The 20,514-nt window shown below is 43.3% G+C and carries 18 protein-coding genes and 1 tRNA gene; 10 read left to right on the top strand and 9 right to left on the bottom strand.

Features of this window, described 5'->3' with window-relative positions; translation table 11 throughout:
• Positions 1–24: 24 nt before the first annotated feature.
• Positions 25–186, top strand: coding sequence for a hypothetical protein (locus WC526_02155; protein MFA5061923.1), 162 nt, complete (start codon positions 25–27; stop codon positions 184–186).
• Between the two features lies 1 nt (position 187).
• Positions 188–1,585: a hypothetical protein gene (locus WC526_02160; protein ID MFA5061924.1), complete on the top strand. Its 1,398-nt coding sequence runs from the start codon at positions 188–190 to the stop codon at positions 1,583–1,585.
• Here the strand turns inward: WC526_02160 and WC526_02165 are convergent.
• Together WC526_02165 and WC526_02170 are read right to left on the bottom strand one after the other, a co-directional pair.
• Positions 1,545–2,081, bottom strand: a complete 537-nt coding sequence (locus WC526_02165) for a DUF6580 family putative transport protein (GenBank protein ID MFA5061925.1) — start codon at positions 2,079–2,081, stop codon at positions 1,545–1,547. The genes WC526_02160 and WC526_02165 overlap by 41 nt on opposite strands.
• A complete protein-coding gene (locus WC526_02170) occupies positions 2,062–2,487 on the bottom strand; it encodes a DUF4430 domain-containing protein (GenBank protein MFA5061926.1) in 426 nt (141 codons plus the stop codon). Before WC526_02170 ends, WC526_02165 begins: the two co-directional genes overlap by 20 nt.
• A gap of 94 nt (positions 2,488–2,581) precedes the next feature.
• On the opposite strand from WC526_02170, the gene WC526_02175 reads away from it, so the two are divergent.
• On the top strand, positions 2,582–3,511 hold the full coding sequence (locus WC526_02175) for a tRNA-dihydrouridine synthase (GenBank protein MFA5061927.1): 930 nt from the start codon (positions 2,582–2,584) through the stop codon (positions 3,509–3,511).
• Here WC526_02175 and WC526_02180 read toward each other — a convergent pair.
• The 6 genes from WC526_02180 to WC526_02205 form a co-directional block, all read right to left on the bottom strand.
• The gene (locus tag WC526_02180; GenBank protein ID MFA5061928.1) at positions 3,486–4,328 is read right to left on the bottom strand and encodes a bifunctional 5,10-methylenetetrahydrofolate dehydrogenase/5,10-methenyltetrahydrofolate cyclohydrolase; all 843 of its coding nucleotides are present in this window, start codon (positions 4,326–4,328) and stop codon (positions 3,486–3,488) included. The two genes, WC526_02175 and WC526_02180, sit on opposite strands and share 26 nt — an antisense overlap.
• Positions 4,329–4,336: 8 nt before the next feature.
• Positions 4,337–4,407 (bottom strand) — tRNA-Gln (locus WC526_02185).
• A 3-nt stretch (positions 4,408–4,410) separates the two neighbouring features.
• The gene (locus tag WC526_02190; protein ID MFA5061929.1) at positions 4,411–5,250 is read right to left on the bottom strand and encodes a C39 family peptidase; all 840 of its coding nucleotides are present in this window, start codon (positions 5,248–5,250) and stop codon (positions 4,411–4,413) included.
• A gap of 85 nt (positions 5,251–5,335) precedes the next feature.
• Complete coding sequence (dnaX, locus tag WC526_02195; protein MFA5061930.1) at positions 5,336–6,838, bottom strand: DNA polymerase III subunit gamma/tau; 1,503 nt, start codon at positions 6,836–6,838, stop codon at positions 5,336–5,338.
• A gap of 1 nt (position 6,839) precedes the next feature.
• A complete protein-coding gene (locus WC526_02200; protein MFA5061931.1) occupies positions 6,840–9,263 on the bottom strand; it encodes a type IV secretion system DNA-binding domain-containing protein in 2,424 nt (807 codons plus the stop codon).
• A 181-nt stretch (positions 9,264–9,444) separates the two neighbouring features.
• Positions 9,445–9,945: a hypothetical protein gene (locus WC526_02205; protein ID MFA5061932.1), complete on the bottom strand. Its 501-nt coding sequence runs from the start codon at positions 9,943–9,945 to the stop codon at positions 9,445–9,447.
• Between the two features lie 155 nt (positions 9,946–10,100).
• Between WC526_02205 and WC526_02210 the strand changes: the two genes are divergently transcribed.
• Complete coding sequence (locus tag WC526_02210) at positions 10,101–11,027, top strand: CorA family divalent cation transporter (protein MFA5061933.1); 927 nt, start codon at positions 10,101–10,103, stop codon at positions 11,025–11,027.
• Here WC526_02210 and cysS read toward each other — a convergent pair.
• A complete protein-coding gene (cysS, locus tag WC526_02215) occupies positions 11,005–12,372 on the bottom strand; it encodes a cysteine--tRNA ligase (GenBank protein ID MFA5061934.1) in 1,368 nt (455 codons plus the stop codon). The two genes, WC526_02210 and cysS, sit on opposite strands and share 23 nt — an antisense overlap.
• 96 nt (positions 12,373–12,468) lie before the next feature.
• Between cysS and pilM the strand changes: the two genes are divergently transcribed.
• From pilM to ppsA, 6 genes are all read left to right on the top strand, one after another.
• The gene (gene pilM, locus WC526_02220; protein MFA5061935.1) at positions 12,469–13,620 is read left to right on the top strand and encodes a pilus assembly protein PilM; all 1,152 of its coding nucleotides are present in this window, start codon (positions 12,469–12,471) and stop codon (positions 13,618–13,620) included.
• Between the two features lie 8 nt (positions 13,621–13,628).
• Complete coding sequence (locus WC526_02225; GenBank protein ID MFA5061936.1) at positions 13,629–14,021, top strand: response regulator; 393 nt, start codon at positions 13,629–13,631, stop codon at positions 14,019–14,021.
• A gap of 73 nt (positions 14,022–14,094) precedes the next feature.
• On the top strand, positions 14,095–14,520 hold the full coding sequence (locus WC526_02230) for a prepilin-type N-terminal cleavage/methylation domain-containing protein (protein MFA5061937.1): 426 nt from the start codon (positions 14,095–14,097) through the stop codon (positions 14,518–14,520).
• Between the two features lie 99 nt (positions 14,521–14,619).
• Positions 14,620–15,408 carry a prepilin peptidase gene (locus tag WC526_02235; GenBank protein MFA5061938.1) on the top strand — a complete coding sequence of 263 codons (789 nt, stop codon included), beginning with the start codon at positions 14,620–14,622 and terminating at the stop codon, positions 15,406–15,408.
• A gap of 80 nt (positions 15,409–15,488) precedes the next feature.
• A complete protein-coding gene (ligA, locus tag WC526_02240; GenBank protein MFA5061939.1) occupies positions 15,489–17,507 on the top strand; it encodes an NAD-dependent DNA ligase LigA in 2,019 nt (672 codons plus the stop codon).
• Between the two features lie 19 nt (positions 17,508–17,526).
• Positions 17,527–20,463, top strand: coding sequence for a phosphoenolpyruvate synthase (ppsA, locus tag WC526_02245; protein MFA5061940.1), 2,937 nt, complete (start codon positions 17,527–17,529; stop codon positions 20,461–20,463).
• Positions 20,464–20,514: the final 51 nt, after the last annotated feature.

Consider the following 20,514-nt stretch of genomic DNA (forward strand, 5'->3'; position numbering starts at 1 on the left):
ATTGGCGGATAGAATTTTAAGCATATGTCTGATAGCGCCATGCGTCATCTCGTTTGTATAATTGCAAGCGTGATTTGCTTATTGGCCTACTATGCCGGCTGGTTATCCGGCCAATTTGGCTGGTGGTGGACGGCTTTCGCTATTCTTATAGTTTACGGCGGCGTATACAGAATTTTAAACAAGTAATATGCCGATTTTAGAATTGCCGTTTGGAATCAGCGTTGATTTCTCATTTTGGTCTGAAGTTTTAAATTGGCCCACGCCTCTACTAATCCGGGCGGTTTTTGCGATTGTGGGCTGGGCGATTTTGATTTTGGTTTTCTTTTACATGGGTTCGGAATTGTGGCTGGATCTTAAGCAAAGTAAATTTAGTAAGAATTGGAAATGGATTTTGTTGGCCATTGATATCCCGCCCGAACAAATCCAGAGTCCAAAGGCCGTGGAGCAGATTTTTGCCCAGCTTTCCGGAGCTTTGCTGGTGCCGAATTTCGGTGAAAAATACTGGCAGGGAGTCAAACAAAAATGGTTTAGTTTTGAAATTATCAGCATTGAGGGGTACACGCAATTTTTAATTTATACGGAATCGCAATTTCGGGATTTGGTTGAGGCCGCCATTTACGCGCAATACACCACCGCTGAAATTACGGAAGTTGAAGATTATATCAGCAATGTGTCCAGTAAATTTCCCAACGATACAGACGATGTTTTGGGCGTTGAATTTGGATTGGTAAGCCCCGATTCGTACCCAATCCGCACTTATCAGGATTTTGAGCACAGCGTAACCCTAGACGCCACCTTTAACGATCCGATGGCTGCCATTTTGGAAACATTTTCCCGAATCGGAGCCGGAGAATATTTCTGGACGCAGATTATTATTCAGCCCAGCCCGAACAATTGGAAAGAGACCGGCATAAAATTAATCAAAGATATTATCGCTCAAAAATCAGGCGCTAAAGGACCGTCGGTCTTATCGCAAGTGGCGGCGCTTCCGGTCGGCGTTGTGGCCGAATTTGCAAAATCAATTACCAGCAGTCCCGATGCCAAACCGGTTATCAAAAAAGAACCGCCGACTCCGAAGATTTCCGACTTGACCCCGGGTATAAAAGATACGGTGGCCGCCATTGAAGAAAAAATTGCCAAGATCGGTTTTTTTACAAAAATCAGAGCGCTATACGCGGCGCGCAAAGAGGTGTTTAATCCCAGCAAATGTTTGGAAGGATTTATCGGCGGTTTAAATCAATTTCATATCCAGGGCCGCAACGGTTTTGTACCCAAAAAGTTCACCTCGGCGCATTATGCCTTTAAACATTACCGCACCGCCGAAGAAAAAAGAAAATTTGTGGCCGCTTATAAAAAACGCAAACTTAAGGTTGGCAGAAAACCGTATATTTTAAACATTGAAGAACTGGCCACCATCTGGCACTTCCCATTGCCTCTGGTGAAGACGCCGTCACTGCAGAAGAGTTCAATTAAGAGATCTGAACCGCCGATTAATTTACCGGTTGAGTCCTTTGCAACGCCTTTAAAACACAAGACAGAAGAAACTAAAGACGAGCTTCCGCCCGAAGAGCCAATGTACGGATAACAAGCTCCATGCCGCCAACCAAGACCCCAGTATAGAACAGATCGCCGGCCAAACTGTTTCTGAAGAAGGGGAGAGCCATATAAAAGCATTGGAAAAGTCCGTTGAGGTTGTGCGCGTACATTGTGCCGAATATCCAGACCGCCAGATTGGTGAAGATAAAGAATATAACACTGCCGAGCAAAGTTCCGCCCAGTATGGTGCGGAATTTTTTGTTTTTGCTGACCCAAATGCCGATTAAGGCGGAAACTATAAAGCAAGCATAAACCGTGGCCATTGTTGGCAGGTTGTAGAAACCGATAAAAATGTCGCTGATGAACATACCAACGAGCGGCACAACTAGCGCCCATTTTTTGGGCAGATAAATTCCGGCAAACAAAGCAATGGCCGCGATGGGGGTAAAATTGGCCGGATGCGGGATTAAACGGGCGGCTATGGCCAGAATTATTAATATATAGATTGGTATGTATTTTTTCATGTTAAAAAGTTGATTTTTCATATTTCCAAGTGATGGTGTCTCCTTGTTTCAGCTTATATTGCGAGATGCCGACTTGAGCACTCTCTCCGTTTATGTAGTATATCCAATAGGTTTGGGTTTTGTCATCTCCGGCCACATTCATGATTTGTTGCACCAAAAGTCCCATGCTTGGGTAATCCTTTGTTTGCAGGTCAATGCCGTTGTCCGCGGCCACTTTGGTGATTAGATCAGCGGCCGTGCTGCCCTCCGGCATGGTGCTGGGGTAAGAGTAGGTTTTGCCGTTTAATTCAATGGTGGTGGTAACGGTTAAGTTTTGCACCTGGTTTACAGCTGGATTTACGGTTGGGTTGGCAGTACGATTTGTGGCCAAGTAATACGCGCCGCCGGCTAATATGACCAGAACCAATAACCAAAGGATTTTTTTCATAAAATATTAAGATAAGTTAATGAAAATAGTATACCAGCCCGGCCGGGTTCAGTCAACTTGAGTTTTTGGTTTGAAAAAGGTATTCTATGCTGGTATGTGGTTTGATAATATGCCGATTATTGCCTTGGCGCCAATGGCTGATTTAACTGACAGCCCGTTTTGCCGTATCTGCCGAGAGGTGGCTGGAACGGATTTTGTAATTTTTAGGGAGATGGTGAGCACTGAAGCGATTGTACGGGGTAATGCCAAGACCTTGAAAATGTGCGAGTTTGAAAAAATTGAGAGACCGATTGTTTTACAACTGTTTGGGTCGGATGCGGATGTGGTGCGAAAGGCGGCGCGGATTGTGGTTGATAAATTTAAGCCGGATGGAATTGATATAAACATGGGCTGTCCGGTGCCAAAGATTGTCGGCAAGTCCGACTCCGGCGCGGCTTTGATGAAAGATCACGATCGGGCCGTGCGAATTGTGGGGGCGCTTAAAAGCGAAAATTTGGGTGTGCCTATTTCTGTAAAAACCCGGCTGGGCTGGAGCAAAGATGATGAAATTTTGGAGTTTGCGCCGCGCCTCGCGGCGGCCGGTGCGGATTTGATTTCCATCCATGGCCGGACTAAAGCGCAAGGGTATTCCGGTTTTGCCAACTGGAGTATGATCGGCCAGGTCAAAAAATTAATTTCCATTCCGGTTATTGCCAATGGCGATATTACTTGCTGGGAAGATATTGATAAGTGTTTGAAAATCACCGGCGCTGATGGCGTGATGATCGGCCGTGCCGCCATCGGCAACCCCTGGATATTTAAAAATTTAAAACCAACTTCAGAAGAGTTGGTTGCCACGGTTTTGCGCCACGCGCGTTTACATATTGAACGCTACGGCGCCAAGAGCATGGTCACTTTTCGCAAACATTTGGCTTGGTATTTTAAGGGCACCAGGGGCACAAAAGATTTAAGAAGTCGGTTGGTATTGATAAAATCAATTTCCGAATTGGAAGAAATACTTAATTTAAATTTTCCGCGCAAATAACCGTGTTGAGCAAGAGTTTTGCCACTGTAATCGGTCCGATGCCGCCGGGAGTTGGGGTGATGAAACTGGCTTTTCGGGAAACGTTTTTATAATCAACGTCTCCATACATTTTGCCGTCAATATAGACAATGCCGGTGTCAATTATAATGGCATCTTTTTTTATCATGCCCGCGGTCAGCAAATTTTTTTTGCCAACGGCCGTGATAATAACATCTGCCTGTAAGCATTTGGCTTTAATGTTTTGGGTGTGTTTGTTGCAGGTGGTGATACTGGCTTTTTCATTGGCCAGCATAATCGCCAGGGGTTTGCCCACCAAGGCGCCCATGCCGATTATAGTGATATTTTTACCCTCCAACTTGGCGCCAATCTCCTTTAAAACGTGTATAACGGCCCAGGGAGTGGGGGGTTCAATGCGATTGGTGTTCATGACCAGTTTGCCGATATTGGCGTCTGTCAGGCAATCTACGTCAATTGCCGGATTTATGGAGTTTAATACCCTTGAATTGTATAATCTCTCCGGCAGAGGCAATTGGATGATTAGTCCGGCCAAATTTTTTTGTTGCTGGATTTTTTCTAAAGATTTTATCAAGTTTGATTCCTTTACAGTGGTTGGAAATTCATATAGCTCAAATTTTATACCCACTCTTTCGGCGGCTTCTTGTTTTCTTCTGATATAAGTGCGAGAAGGTTTATGATCGCCGACTAAAACCACGGCCAGCTTGGGAGTGATGCCTTTTTGTTTTAAAATTTGCACCCGGCGCGCAACCTGTTTTTCAATTTTCGCGGCAATTGATTTGCCGTCTATTATTGTGGCCATAAAAATTGTTCCGAGGCTTGGATTCGAACCAAGATAAGCAGATTCAGAGTCTGCTGGCCTGCCGTTAGCCGACCTCGGAGTTTTATTGTGTTACTGCTGTTCCGGCCGGAAAGCTATTTAACCAATTTTTATCAACAGTTTGCACCAAGCTCCATTTCCAACCGCGAGTTTTGAAAACGGACGGCGCAGTGATGTATTGCCGTGTGTTGTTACTGATCAAATAAATCCGGTTGCTGCCTTTGGCTTTAGCCAGAATTCTTTGACTGGTAAAAATCACTGTTGGTGGCCCATCTGTGCGCTTGGTAGTGTGGTTATAATCATGCAAAGCGCCTAAAACTATATCATATTTATAACGTAAGTCAAGACCTTGTCTTAAATCGCCAACATCATTGACTATGAATTCGTTGGTGTTGTTATCATAGCCGACAATCACAAAGGTGTGATAATATGAACCACCGACCAAGAAATCAATTCTGGGGTTTAAACCCTTGCCATATATCAAAGCTATTACTGGTCGGCCGGTATTAAGTTCGTCTTTAATTTGGTCTAAGGTCGGATTTTGCACAATTGTAGCCGCTGAACTGGTGGAGTATTGGTTCATCAATTGCGCAATTTGTTTGGCGTTTTCATTGGCATTGCCGCCAAAGATTTTATTGGCGATACCAAAGTACCTGTTCATCAAATTCTTGGCTTGGGTAGTCGGTAGTTTTGTAGTTGTGTTGCCGGCGTAAAACTGTTCAATCATGACAATTGATGCCTCTTCACAGGCATTTTTCCAGTTGCCAACCATCAAACCATCGGGCGCTTCGGAAGTGAAGGGGACATTTAAATTTACGGTTTGCGGTTCAGTTTGAGCATTAGCTGCGAACTCGGGCGCCAATAAGGCAACAAGAAGTAATAAAGTTAAGATATTTTTTTTCATATTATTAAACTTTTTATTAAACTTTAAAACAACAAAATCAGGGTTACTTTTGTACTCTAGCATTTATAAGTGAAGTGTCAACGGTTCAGACAACAACTTCACCGCCGAAGTCCGCGGCTAAAGTATTTAATTCCTGGTTCTCTTCTGCAGTTTGACCGGGAGCCACTTCACAACAAAGCAGGATCTTTTCGCCAAAGGCGTTGGCTAAAAAGCCCTCAATAATTTTTTTGGCTTTGTGTTCGTCCAACTTATCTTTATGAAAAGAGTAGGGAACTGATATGTGCAGTCCGGCGTCGTCAATTGATTCCAAGTTGCACATTTTTAAAATAAAAGTCAGGGCGTGATTTTCTTTGGAAATTTCTTCAACTATTTCATTCCATTTATCTTTGATTTGATCAATGGTTGTATTGGTTGGTTGAGCGGGTTTTTTTGCCGGTGTTGGCGTTTGAATTGGCGACTCTTCCGTTTTTGGTTCGGTCGTCTCGGTCGTTTTTGGTTCGGTCGCAGAAAAATTTACTATGAACAATTCCAAAGGTAATTGGGGCATGGGCGAGGATTTAATTTCACGCCGTCTGATTATCAAAGATTCCAGCATTTGAATCAATCGCGTGGACTCAATTTTGCTTGCCAGTTTTTTAATAATTTTTAAATTGGCTTCACTGTAATCGGTGGCCAGATTTTTTTCCTGATGATTGGCTTGCATAATCATAATCACGCGCAAAACCTCAATGGTGTCATAACAAAATTGTTCCAGATTAACGCCGTCTGACACCAATTCATCCACTAGTGTGATGGCTTTATCTGTTTCTTGACTAATGGTGTGTTCAATAAATTGAATAACGGTTTGCACGTTGGAAGTCGGCAGAATCATCTCGGCGTCTTCAGGACCAATATTTTTTAAATTTAAACTCAAGATTTGCCCGAGCAAACTTTCGGCGTCGCGCATACAGCCGTCGCTTTTATTAATCACGCGTTCCAAAACCTTTTTATCGATTTTGACTTTTTCTTCTTTGGAAATGCGTTCTAACCGCTCCAGCATCTGGTCGTAACCGACTTTTTTGAAATTAAAACGCTGACAGCGGGAAATAATCGTGGCCGGTAGTTTGTGCGGTTCGGTAGTGGCCAGAATAAAAATCACGTGGGCTGGTGGTTCTTCCAGGGTCTTGAGCAGCGCGTTAAAAGCACTAGTTGAGAGCATGTGCACTTCGTCTATGATAAAGACCTTGTATTTGGACTTGGTCGGTTTGAATTGCGCGTTGTCTATGATATTTTCGCGCACGTTGTCCACGCCGGTATTGCTGGCCGCGTCAATTTCAATGACGTCAATATTGTGGCCGGCGGTTATCTCCACGCAGGAAGAGCATTCTTTGCACGGTTCAAAGTCCTTTTCCTTTCTATTTTCGCAATTTATGGATTTGGCAAACAGACGGGCCAAAGTGGTTTTGCCGATGCCGCGCGGTCCGGAAAACAAATAAGCATGGGCGATTTTGCCCGTGGCGATTTCATTGGTGATGGTCTTTATTATATGATCCTGACCGGTAACATCAGAAAAACTTTGCGGCCGGTATTTTCTGTAGATTGTAGACATATTAAAGTGAGGTTTCGGTTACTTCGCTGTCTCCGGCTCCTATCGCCGACAGTTGGGCGCGTTCCATTATTTCCGCTTCAACGATTTCCCGCGGTCGGCCGTATTTCAGCCGTGATAATTCTTTGATGGCCGCGGCCAATTCCTTGTTGCCCGGCTTGGGCGGGTAGGTGAACATATTAAACGGCTTGGCGGCGGTGTTGTCAATAAGCAGTTTCACGTAAGCCGTGTATTGTTCAACATTGATCAAGTCATAAGCATTAAACACCGGTGCGAATTCTTTTTGCAATATTTCCGCGTCTTCAACGCCAATGCGGAAACTGACAATCGTGCCGGCATTGCCCAAGACCGCGTCGCGCACCGACGTTTTGCCTTTGTTGTCTTCAAGTTGCTTCATGTATTGGTGGGCGATGATAAGCTCCAAACGATATTTGCGGGCTTCGGATAAAATGGTGGCGATTGAATCGGTGATAAAGTTTTGAAATTCATCAATGTATAAATAAAAATCATTGCGTTCTTCTTCGGGAAGCGAGGCGCGCTCAAGGGCGGCCATCTGCAGTTTGGAAACAATAATCAAACCCAAAAGGTTTGAGTTTATCTCGCCGACCAAGCCCTTGGCCAAATTTACCAGCAGTATTTTTTTCTGATTCATTATTTCGCTGAAACTAAAACCGGAATGCGATTGGCCGATGATGTTTCTGATCATTGCGTTTTCCACGAAGCGGCCGACTTTGGAAATGAGATACCCAAGCATTTCTGATTTATGAAAATCAGAGGTCTTGGCCATTTCTTTGTCCCAGAAAGCCAAAACCATCGGATCGGTTAATTTTTTCTTCCATTCTTTAACGAATTCGTCGTCGGTAAACATGCGCGGAATCTCGGCAATCGTGCCCGGATTTTCCATGTCAGACATCAGGGTGAGCATGACGTTTCGCATGTTGTGCTCAAACATCGGGCCGATCATTGAAGGGTCGGTGACCAACTTATAGAAAATGGAAATCATTTCCTGGGTGGCAAAATCCTTTTGCCCTTCGGACTTTACCTCCAACATATTCAAGCCGATTGGCCTTTCCGTGTCAGAAGGATTGAAATATATGACATCGTCGGCTCTTTCTTTGGGCACGTGCTGTAAAACATATTCCACAAAATCGCCATGCGGATCAATGACACAGATGCCTTCTCCGTTTTGTACATCCTGAATGGCCATGTTTTGAATGAAGACCGATTTGCCGCCGCCGGATTTACCGATGGTGTATAAGTGCCGGCGCCGGTCAGCTGTTTTCATTTTAACAATTGTTTCTTCGCCTCGGTAAACCGCTCGGCCCAAAACAATGCCTTCTTTGGGCATGTTGACCGGTGGCGGCGCTTTACGCGCCCCCAGCCAGTTGATGTTTGGCGTTTCCGTGTTATGCAGAGGCATGTGCCAAAAACTGGCCATCTCTTCGGTATTGATAACCATGTGTCTGTCTTCGCGCATTGACCGGTAAATTGAATCCCTGATCAGGGTGTTTGGTTTTTTGGGAATAGCCGCGCCCAAAGTATTTCCGTAGCGGTAAATATTATATTGGCTGAAGGAATTGATGATGTTTTCCAAATTCAGAGTGGCCTTTTCTTTGCTGTCTGCCGAGCTGACCAGACGAATGGTGATTTCCAATCCGCCTTTGCTAAGTTTTTCTTCCATGTTTTTTACCATCTCTTCTTCCATTTGGGTTAGCTGATAAGGCGCGTCCTGATGTTGCTTGCTCGGATCCTTGCTTTTTGTAAAAAGTAATTTTTTCCAGCCGCTCCAAGCGCGCGCCAAAGCGCCGCGGCGCATCACGTATTCAAATTTTTCTCCCTTTTTAATGTCGCGGATCATGTGCACGCCCTGCCGGCGCCACTTTGGTCCGGCCGGTCTAACTACATATTGAACCAAGGCGCCTTCTTCCTCCGCTATTTTGCTAAGCGGATTGAGCAGGGCCGCCAAAGGATCACTGTCGGCTTTTTTATATGACTTTAAAGGAAAGGCCGAACGATGTTTGAGCCACAAGTACGCGCCGACAATATGGCTTTGTGGTTTGAAAATATTATAGTCCGGTTCTTCGGTGATTTCGGCGTGCGGGTATTGAGCATGGATTTGTTGCTCCACAAACCCCTTTATTTTGTCCGGCACAGCCACATAGTAGGAAATTTTACTGTCCTTGACGACCAATTCAAAAGATACATGGTCATTTCTGCCTCTTAACCAGGCCAAAAGTCCGCTTTCCCGGTGCAAACCGGCGATGGCGGAAAAAAGGCCTTCAGTGGTGGCGATTTCTTCGCGGGTTTGGTTGATATTTTCTTCAACATTGGCCGACTCCGGTTTTTCACCCTTTTTTTCTTTCGGGACTTTTATGAGCAGTATGGTTTTGTGGAAGGCCTTGCCCTCACGACCACGTACCGTTAGCATCGCTTTTAAGATATACAACAGAGCAATAAAAAATATTACTAGAAGGATAGGGGAGAGTAGTAATAGCAATTGAGTATTTATATTTATTATAAACATAGTAACTAGATATCGGTGAGTAAGGAATCTTTTTTCGCCAAGCTTCGCTAGTGCTCAAAAAGTTTCCTTACCCACCAATAAGTTGTTATATCTTATTTTTTAAGGCAATAATCCTGTCCGTTTTTATTTTTGCCTCCTGTTCCAAAAAGAATCTATTAATACCCGGTAACATTTTTAGCCACTCTAAAATTAATCTAAAGATTTTTTTTGCCTGAACATGAGCTGATTTAAGCAGTTCTCTAATTTTACCGGCTGTCTGTTCGCCTTTTAGCTTAAATTCCTGCTGGGCAACCGGGGATAAGCGTGAAAATGAGTCCTTTAAACCCTCTTCCAGTATTTTTTCCACCTTAACAGCCATTTCATCGCGCAGCAAAGGGACAAAGGTCTTGTGGATTTTAGGAAACGTTGCCGGTTTGGCAATTGTTTTTTCCGACTCTCTTGGTGTTTGTTCCGGTGCCGACGTTTCCTGTTCGTTTTGTCCTTCTGTTTCTAGTGCTTCTTCGGTTGGAGCAGCTTGGTTTTCGGTTGGCTTAATTTCTGGTGTAATCTCTGTGGACGGCATCTCTTCGGCTTGGTTATCTGTCATAGTTTTTGTATATTTTAGACGAGAATAGTATACCATATTTTAAAGGTTTCGGAAAATGTGGTATAATGTTTCTATAAAGTAGGTTGGTAAGCAATTTTGAGCACTAGCGATAGCTTGGCGAAAAATTGCTTACCAACCTAATTCTCTAAAAAATTATGAAACACCTCTACGAAATTCAACACGATGGTTTACTTTGGGTAAATATAACTAAACCGGAAGAAAAAGTTTTACGAATAGCGCAAAAGCGTTTTAAATTTGACGATCAGGATATTTTAGAAAGTTTGCCGCCATTCCAGCGCCCGAAAATCGTAAAAAAACCGGAATATTACTTTATGGTTCTGCATTTTCCGGTTTTTGACCGCGTCAGCAAACGGCTTAGTTTTACCGAAGTTGACTTCTTTTTAAGCGCCAACCATCTCATCACCGTGCATGAAAGCAAATTGCCGGTAATTGATAAATTTTTTACTGATTGCCAAAAAAATCTGGCTACGCGCGGTCAGTTTTTCAAGGGCACGGCCGTGAATTTATTATTTGAACTGTTAAGCCGTCTTTTAGATGCCATTTTTCCGATTTTACTTCACGTCAATGATGATATCAACTCGGTGGATAAGAAATTATTCGCGCGTATGCCTGACCGGGCCATGGCTGAAGAGATTTTGCGCCTGAAAACCAACATTGTTACTTTTAGGCGCACTATGCAAGGCCACCGCACGGTTTTGGAGCGGCTGATAATGTACAGCGGCCGCGAATTGGATCTGGTGTCGTGTCAAGGGTATATAAATTCGTTGCGCGAGTTTACCAATGAAATCTGGCACATGCTGGACAGCCAGCAGGAAAGTATCAATGCCCTGCACGAAGCCAATGAGTCGCTGGTTGGTTTGCGCATGAATGAAACCATGAGAACTTTGACGATAATTTCGGTAATCACTTTCCCGTTAACTCTGCTGGCCACTTTGTTTGGTGTAAAAGCAAAAGGTACCCCGTTTATTGATGATCAGTGGGGTTTTTGGATGATTTTTGGCCTCATCGCCCTTGGCGCTTTGTTGTTGATTTTGATTTTTAGGAGAAAGAGATGGCTTTAGTTCCATCTTTTGTATCTTCAACTTTATAACCCATTTCTTCCAGTTTTTTTCTTATCTGGTCGCTTTCGGCCCAGTTTTTTTGTTTACGCGCCTCGTCGCGGGCGTGCAGAAGTTTTTTTACTTCATCGGACAGTTCAGCGGCTGGGGTGTCTTTGAATTCTGCTAAATTTAATCCAAAAATTTCGTCAAATTTAAATAACTGTTCCTTGGAAATTCTTCGGTCGCGCACCGCCTGCCAGACCAGGGCCAGCGCGGCCGGCACATCCAGGTCATTATTAATTTTTTCCAAAAATTGTTGGGACAAAGTTTTATCTTCATCTTTTTCAGGTAACTGCGCCAGTGATCGGTATAAATGATCCAAACCGTTTTGCGCTCCTTCCAGTGCCTCCCAAGTAAAATTCAATTGTTTCCGATAATGAGTTTGTAATAAGAAATAGCGATAAGCAAGAGGGGAGAATCCCTTTTCTTTCAAAACCCCCATAGTGATAAAGTTTTCGCCAGATTTAGCCATTTTTTCACTTCCGGTGATCAAAAACTCCCCATGCATCCAGTAATTTGCCAGGGGTTTGCCGTTAGCCGCTTCGCTTTGGGCGATTTCATTGGTGTGGTGAACAGAAACATGATCAATGCCGCCGCAGTGAATATCAAACGGCTGGCCCAAATATTTTTCCGACATTGCCGAGCATTCTATGTGCCAACCGGGGAAACCGACACCCCACGGGCTTGGCCATTCCATTTGGCGTTGTTGTCCGGCTGGAGAAAATTTCCACAACGCGAAGTCGGTGAGATGTTTCTTTTCTCCCATTTCCACTCTGGCGCCGGCTTGCAGTTTCTGGTTTTGCAAATTAGCCAGTTTGCCGTAGTCCTTTAATTTTGAAGTGTCAAAATAGATGCCGTCCGAGGTTTTGTAGGTATATTTCTTTTTTTCCAGTTTTTTGATCAGTTTAATTTGTTCCTTTATATGATCTGTTGCTTTTGGCATTTCGTCCGGCGGTAAAATATTTAAGTCCTTTAAATCATTAATAAAAGCGTTGGTATAAAATTTGGCGATCTCCCAGGCGGTTTTGCCTTCACGCTTGGCGCCTTTTTCCATTTTATCTTCGCCTTCATCAGCATCGCTGGTCAGATGGCCGACATCAGTAATATTCATCACGTGTTTAACCTTCAAACCGTTATATTCCAAAACCCTTTTTAAAATATCTTCAAAAACAAAAGACCGCAAATTGCCAATATGCGCGTAGTTATAGACCGTGGGTCCGCAGGCATACATTCCGACTTTGCCCTTTTTGATCGGCTTAAATTCTTCTGTTTTTCGGGTGAGGGTATTAAAAAGTTTGAGAGACATATGAATATAGTTTACCTCATTTATCCCCACTTATCAACACAGGCACTGTCCTTGCTTTTGTTTTTCTGGTATAATTTAGTTGACATTAATTAATCTATGCCATTTTTTAAGCCAAAGTCCTATCTGGGAATTGACATCGGCGCGGGTGGGGTCAAACTGGTGGAGTTGCGCCATGAGAAAAATCGGCCTGTTTTATTTACTTACGGGCTTACCTCTGACCGGCAAGATGTGCATAAGTTAGTTGTAAAAAACGACCTCACCGTTAAAGATTTATTAAAAAAAGATACTGTCCAAGCGTCTCCAGCGCCAATTGCAAGCGAAGATCAAAATAAATTGAGCGACCAGCAGGTGCAGAAATACGCCAATTTAATCAGAACGGTGTGCAAAACCGCCAAAACAACGTCAAAGACGGCCGTGGTCAGCTTGCCGGTTTCTTCGGTTTTCCACGCTATTGTAACTTTGCCGGTTGTTAAAAAAGAAGAACTTGACCATTTAGTGAAAGCCGAGGTAAAAAAGCTGTTGCCTATGCCGCTTGAAGAAATGGCTCTGGATTATCAGGTGGTGCAGACGGTCGAGGGCGACAGGGCCCAGAAAATACTCGTTAATGCCGTGCCGCACAATTTGATTGCATTTTATTCAAAAATATTTCAAAAAGCCGGTTTAACACTAGATGCGCTTGAACCGGAGTCAACGGCCTTAACCAGATGTTTGGTTGGTAAAGATCAGGGGGTCTCCATGATTATTGACATCGGCGCCGAGAGAACCAATTTTTGTATTATTGATAATGGCACCCCGGTAACACACCAAAGCATTGAATCGGGCGGCAACAAGGCGGATAAAATTTTACAGAACATATTGGGCGTTCCCCATGAGCAGGTTGAGCAAGTTAAATATGATTTGTTTGAGAACCTGGCCCTGCCAAACAACAAAATAATTTCCGAACAGAAGTTTTTGGATATTTTTATGCCGGTTATTGATCCGATTGTTAAAGAAATTGAAGTCAGTTTGGAAATCTTTTTAAGACAGAGCGGAAATGAAGGCAAACGGCCGGAAAAAATTATTTTAACCGGCGGTATGGGATTTGTTCCGTATTTTTCCAAGTACATTTCCGATAAATTCAAGGTTAAATCATATTTGGGCGATCCTTGGGCAAGAATTGTTTATCAGGAGGGACTTAAACCGATTTTAAGCCAAATTGGGCCAAGAATGTCAGTGGCCATCGGTCTGGCTCTAAAAAACTTAGTATAAAATATTATATGGCAAAAAAAGAAACCGCCAACCAAACACACGTTTTAATAGTGGAGGATGATAATTTTTTGGCTGAAATCTATCAGAAGAAATTTGAGATGGAGGGCTTTAAAGTGAGCGTGGCCGGTAACGGTGAGCTGGGCCTCTCCGATGCCAAAAAGAAAAAGCCGGATATTATTCTTTTAGACATTCTTCTGCCCAAGCTTGACGGCTTCGCGGTTTTGGAAGCGCTTAAAAAAGATGCGTCAATGAAAAATATACCCATAATTTTACTCACCAATCTTGGCCAAAAAGATGATGTTGAGCGCGGTTTGAAGGAAGGCGCGAATGATTACCTGATCAAGACCCATTTCAAGCCGTCGGAGGTTGTGGATAAAGTCCGGAAAGTATTAAGACAATAATCTAAAAAAGTGGTATACTATTGTAATTAAGCATTTAAAGTATGTTATCTACAATTGGAAAGGGGGTGAGAATATGAATAAGAAAGGTTTTACTTTGATTGAATTGTTGGTGGTTATCGCCATCATTGGTTTACTCTCCACCTTAGCCGTCGTGGCTTTGGGTAACGCCAGAGTTAAAGCTCGCGATGCCAAACGTCTGTCGGATTTGAAACAACTGCAAACTGCATTAGAGCTTTATTATACTGATAATAATATGTATCCGGCCGGATCAAGCGTAGCGTTGGGAGATTCCAACCATGCTTGTTTGAACTCTGCTGCTGGTTTCACAACCACAGGTTGTACAAATCCATACATGGGTCAAGTACCAACCGATCCACAGACAGGCAACTATACCTACTCCGGTTCAACCAGCACGTATACAGTGTCAGCCAGTTTAGAAGGCACTATGAATGGTTTAACTGGCGCTATCACCCTGTCACCGTCGGGAATCAGCCAGTAAGTAGTTAAAGATTAAAAAACTTCCCCTTTTTGGGGAGGTTTTTTAGTTGTTTTAATTAAAGGATTTATGGTATAATAACGCCATATTAATAGCGGCTATATGTCCTATATAGTGTTTACGGGCTGGTTTTTTTACCTTTTTATTTTTTTGCTTGGTTTAGCCCTGGGCAGCTTTTTGAATTCATGGATTTGGCGTACCAGGGAAAACATGAAAATAGGCAATTCGCGAAGCATTTGCCCGGCGTGCCGTCGGCAGTTGGCCTGGTATGAAAACATTCCGGTGTTAAGCTATTTATTTTTATTTGGACATTGTCGCACCTGTAAAAAACCAATCCCTTGGCACTTTACTTTGGTTGAGCTGGGTACGGCTCTGATTTTTGTTTTTGTGGCCTGGTATCATATCAATTACGATGTAACCGAATTTCGTTTTGCCAGAGATATAGTTTTTGTCTCTTTTTTGATTGCAATTTTTGTTTATGACGCGCTTTATGAAATAATTTTATCAGGCGTGATTTATCTGGCGGCAGTGATGGGATTTATTTTCAATTATTTTTATTTGCATTACAGTTTGCAGTCAATGTTAATTGGCGTGGCAATTGCCGGCGGTTTTTTTCTTTTGCAATATATTGTTTCCAAAGGATCCTGGATCGGCGGGGGCGATGTGCGGATGGGAGTTTTATTGGGAATTTGGCTGGGTTGGCCGTATGTTTTGGTGGCTTTGGGCGCGGCGTATATTGTGGGAACTGTTATTAGTTTGGGACAGATTGTTTTTAAGAAGAAAAGTTTCTCCAGCAGTACACCCTTTGGAACTTATTTAGCACTGGGCACTTTTGTGGCAATATTTTGGGGAAGTACAGTTGTTAATTGGTATTTAAGTTTGCTTAAATAGCATCAGGTAGTGAGATGTTTATTTTTTCGCCAAGCTTCGCTAGTGCTCAAAAACAAACATCTCACTACCTATTACTATCTATGACAAGTGATCTAAAAAAACGAGTTGAATTACTACACAAGCAGATTGATGATTTGCGGTATCGCTATCATGTTCTTAACGACCCTGAAATTACAGATGCCATGTATGAGAGTTTGATGGATGAGCTTCGCAAAATCGAACAGGACCATCCGGAACTTATAACTCCGGATTCGCCTACACAAAGAGTGGCCGGAAAGCCGTCGGAAAAATTTGAAAAAGTTACTCACACGGTGACGCAGTGGTCTTTTAATGACGCTTTTGAAGAAAATGATATTTTGGATTGGGAAGAAAGAATAATGAAAATTTTGGAAAAAGAGTTGGGTTCGCGGCCTAAGGATTTGGATTATGTTTGCGAACTGAAAATTGACGGCCTGCACATGGTTTTGACGTATGTAAACGGCGAACTGCAAACCGCAGCCACGCGCGGCGATGGCAAGGTGGGTGAGGATGTAACCACAAATATTAAAACAATTTGGTCTGTGCCGTTAAAGTTAAAAGAGAAAATAGATATTATAGCCGAAGGGGAAGTGTGGCTGGATAAAAAAATGCTGGAGAAAATCAATAGTGAGCGGGCTAAAAATGATGAGCCGCTTTTTGCCAATCCGCGCAACGCGGCCGCCGGCACCATTCGTCAGCTTGATCCCAAAATCGTAGCGAATCGGAAATTGTCGTTGACTGCCTATGATATTTCCAGCGATAACGCGCCGTCAACGCAAAAAGAAGAGTTGGAAAAATTAAAAGAGTTGGGTTTTAAAACAGACACACATTGGCGGGTTTGTAAAAATATCGGTGAGATTTTTAAATTTCATAATGATTGGCAAGATAAAAAAACCACCCAGGAATTTTGGATTGACGGCGTGGTGATAAAGGTAAATCAAAAAAAATATCAAAATTTGCTTGGCTTTACGGGCAAGGCGCCGCGTTGGGCAATTGCCTATAAGTTCCCGGCCGAGCAGGGGACAACCAAAATAAATGAAGTGATTTGGGGAGTTGGGCGTACCGGCGCGATAACTCCGGTGGCAGTGATGGATCCGGTGAAATTGGCCGGAACAACGGTTACGCACGCCACTTTGCATAATTTTGATGAGATCAAGCGGTTGGGTGTAAAAGTTGGCGATACGGTGGTGGTGGAAAAAGCCGGAGATATTATTCCCAAAGTGATGCGAGTTTTGGATAAAATGCGAAATGGCAGTGAAAAAACCATAAAAGAACCGACCAAGTGTCCGGTTTGCGGCAGCCCGGTGAAAAAGAAAGAAATTTCCGATAAAAAACAGGGCGCCTCGGTGGCAATTTTCTGCACTAATTCAAATTGTTATGCTCAGCAGACAAAAAATTTGATCCATTTTGTTTCCAAATCAGCGTTTGATATAGACGGCATGGGTGAAAGAATTGTGGAAACATTAATTGATGAAGGATTGATCAAAAGTCCGGCAGACATTTTTTCTTTAACCCAAGGGGACCTGGAACCGCTGGAGAGATTTGCCGAAAAATCGGCCGAAAATTTAGTGAGCGCCATAAACACGGCCAAAAATGTTACTTTATCAAGGTTTATAAACGCTCTTGGCATCCGTCATGTGGGTGAGGAGACAGCCGTGAAACTGGCGGAACATTTTGGCAGTTTGGAAAAAATCATGAAAGCGGAAATGACTGATTTGGAAAAAATTGCCGACATTGGTCCGCAGGTGTCCGGTTCAATATATGAATATTTTAATAATAAAGAAAATATAAAGGCCGTTGCAGAATTATTAAATAACGGCGTGAAAATTCTGCGTGAAGCGAAGAAATCCGGAAAATTAAACGGCAAAACCTTTGTTATTACCGGCAGTTTGGACACGATGAGCCGGGAAGACGCCAAAGAAAAAATTCGTGCCTTGGGCGGGCAAATTTCCGAAAGTGTGAGCAGAAAAACGGATTATGTGGTGGTGGGTCATGAGCCGGGCAGTAAATTTGAAAAAGCGAGAGAATTTGGGATAAAAACTGTAGATGAAAAGGAGTTTTTAAAAATGGTTGAGGTGTGATATAATTATAGGCACTTATATGCAGTTCATCCGCTGGTTTAAAGATTTAACTATAAAAGACATACCTTCTGTGGGAGGGAAAAATGCATCTCTAGGAGAGATGTACTCTCGGCTTGCTTCCAAAGGCGTGCCGGTGCCAAACGGTTTTGCCCTGACGGCCGACGCGTACTGGGCTTTTCTTCGTGAAAACAAATTGGATAAAAAAATTAAAGATGTTTTGAAAGATTTGGATAAAAGAAATATGCGGGCGCTCTCCGCGGCCGGAACAAAGGTGCGGAACATGATTTTAGCGGCCCAGTTTCCTACAGAAATTAAAAAAGAAATAGAGAAAGCGTATAAAGATTTATGCAAGTTTGCCAAGCGGGCCAATGTTGATGTGGCGGTTAGAAGCAGCGCCACGGCCGAGGACTTGCCTGATGCCAGTTTCGCCGGTCAGCAGGAAACATATTTGAATGTGCGCGGCGCAGCCGAGCTTATGATCGCGGCCAAGAAATGTATTTCTTCGCTTTTTACCGATCGGGCAATCTCATACCGTGAAGATAAGGGTTTTGATCACATGGTGGTGGCATTGTCGGTTGGCGTGCAGGAAATGATCCGTTCTGACGTCGGTCAAAGCGGGGTAATGTTTACTTTAGACACTGAATCGGGTTTCAAAGGCGTGGTTCTCATAAACGCGGCTTACGGCTTGGGTGAGTATGTGGTCAAGGGCCGGGTAAATCCGGATCAGTATTATGTTTTTAAAGAAGGAATGAAAGCCGGATATAAAGCAATCATGAGCCGCCGACTGGGATCAAAAGAAGTGAAACTCATTTACGAAAAAAATGGCGGTACTAAACAGGAAAAAGTGAAAATGGCAGACCAGAAAAAATATTGTTTAAAAGACGAAGAGGTTTTGCAGTTGGCCAAGTGGGGTGTGATTATTGAAGAGCATTATGATCATCCGATGGACATTGAATGGGCCAAGGATGGCCAGACCGGAAAATTATTTATCGTGCAGGCGCGTTCGGAAACAGTGCGCTCCCGGGCGAATATAAATGTCATTGAACAATATAAATTAAAAACAAAAGGAAAAATTTTGCTGACCGGCTTAAGCATCGGTCAGAAAATCGGGCAGGGGAGAGCGCGGGTGATAAATTCTCCCAAACAGATGAAACAATTCAAGCCCGGCGAGGTTTTGGTGACCAAAATTACCGATCCTGATTGGGAGCCGATAATGCGCATAGCCAGCGCGATTATTACTGAACAGGGCGGAAAAACTTCGCATGCGGCGATTGTCAGCCGCGAACTGGGCACGCCGTGTATTGTGGGCGTAAACAAAGCCAGACAGGTTGTAAAAAACGGCGATGAAATCACGGTGTCTTGTGCTGAAGGCGAGGTCGGTTATGTGTATAAGGGACTGCTGCCGTTTGAAGTTCTTAAAACCGAAATTAAAAAAATAGAAAAAACCCGCACAAAAATAATGATGAATGTCGGCGATCCGGATAGCGCCTTTGCGCTTTCGGCGATTCCTAATGACGGCGTGGGCTTGGCGCGCGAGGAGTTTATTTTCACAAATTTCGTCAAGATTCATCCGCTGGCTTTGGTCAATTATAAAAAATTAAAAGGGGATGTTAAGAAGCAGGTTGATGAACTGACAATTGGTTATACGGATAAAACCAAATTTTGCGTGGATAAATTGGCCGAGGGTTTTGCGTTTATCGCGTCGGCTTTTTATCCGCATGACGTGATTTTGCGTTTATCGGATTTTAAAACCAATGAGTATGCGTCTTTAATCGGTGGCACTGATTATGAACCGAAGGAAGAAAATCCGATGATTGGCTGGCGTGGCGCTTCGCGGTATTATGATCCAAAATATAAACCCGGGTTTAAACTGGAATGCGAGGCCATTAAAAAAATTCGTGAAGAGTGGGGGATGAAAAATGTGATTGTGATGGTGCCTTTCTGCCGGACAGTTAAGGAAGGCAAACAGGTTTTAAAAACAATGAAAGAGTTCGGGTTGGAGCGCGGCAAAAATGGTTTGAAGGTCTATGTGATGTGCGAGATCCCATCCAATGTAATTTTAGCCAAAGAATATTGTGAAATTTTTGACGGGTTTAGCATCGGCTCCAATGATTTGACCCAGCTGACTTTGGGCGTGGACAGGGACTCGGCCCTGGTGAGCCATGTCTATGATGAAAAAAATGCGGCCGTGAAGAAATTGATCAGAGATGTCATTCAAACCGCGCATTTATATAAACGAAAAGTGGGAATTTGCGGTCAGGCGCCGAGTGATTATCCGGAGTTTGCCGAATTTTTGGTGCAAGAGGGGATTGATAGTATTTCTTTAAATCCGGATACGGTTTTAAAAACCCGTGAACGCATCGCGTCCATGGAGCGTAAAGTGCCGGTCAAGGCGCCGAGTTTTAGGGTTGCGATGGCCACAAAACTGCTTTTGATTTTTGGTGTGGCCGGGTTGATGACAATTTTGGGCGGTTATACCTGTCAGAACATAAATAGCGGTATGTATGAAAATCCAAGTTATACAAGCAACGAACTTGATGCGGCCCGAGCCAAAGCCAAGCAGGAGGCATTAAAGCAGGCGCAGGAAGCGCAGGCGCAGAAGAAAATTGTTTATAAAGAAGATAGTTTTGTAAAATTCAGTTTGTCTTATCCGGCCAATTGGCTGATCAGTCACGGAGCGGATTCAATAAAATTTTATTCGCCGGACCAAAAAAATTGGTTTACTATTGCGCAAGGCACGGCCGCAAATATTGCCGATGACAAAGTGGTAAAATTGGATTGGCAAAATTATCCGGCAAAATCTTACACTCTTTCAGCCGATGTTACGCCCGTTTATAAATTTATGGAAGTTTATCCAAAAAGCTACGGAAATACGAATATTATTGTGTTGAAAGGGAACGGTGAAAGCTTTGACGACATTTTGGCAGGATTTGATAATTTCTTTATCCAGAATTGATCTAGGTAGGAGTATAATATTTTGACCCGTAAAGGTCGAGGTATTTATCTC

Source organism: Patescibacteria group bacterium (assembly GCA_041649475.1).
GTDB lineage: Bacteria > Patescibacteriota > Patescibacteriia > Magasanikbacterales > GWA2-37-8 > JBAZNA01.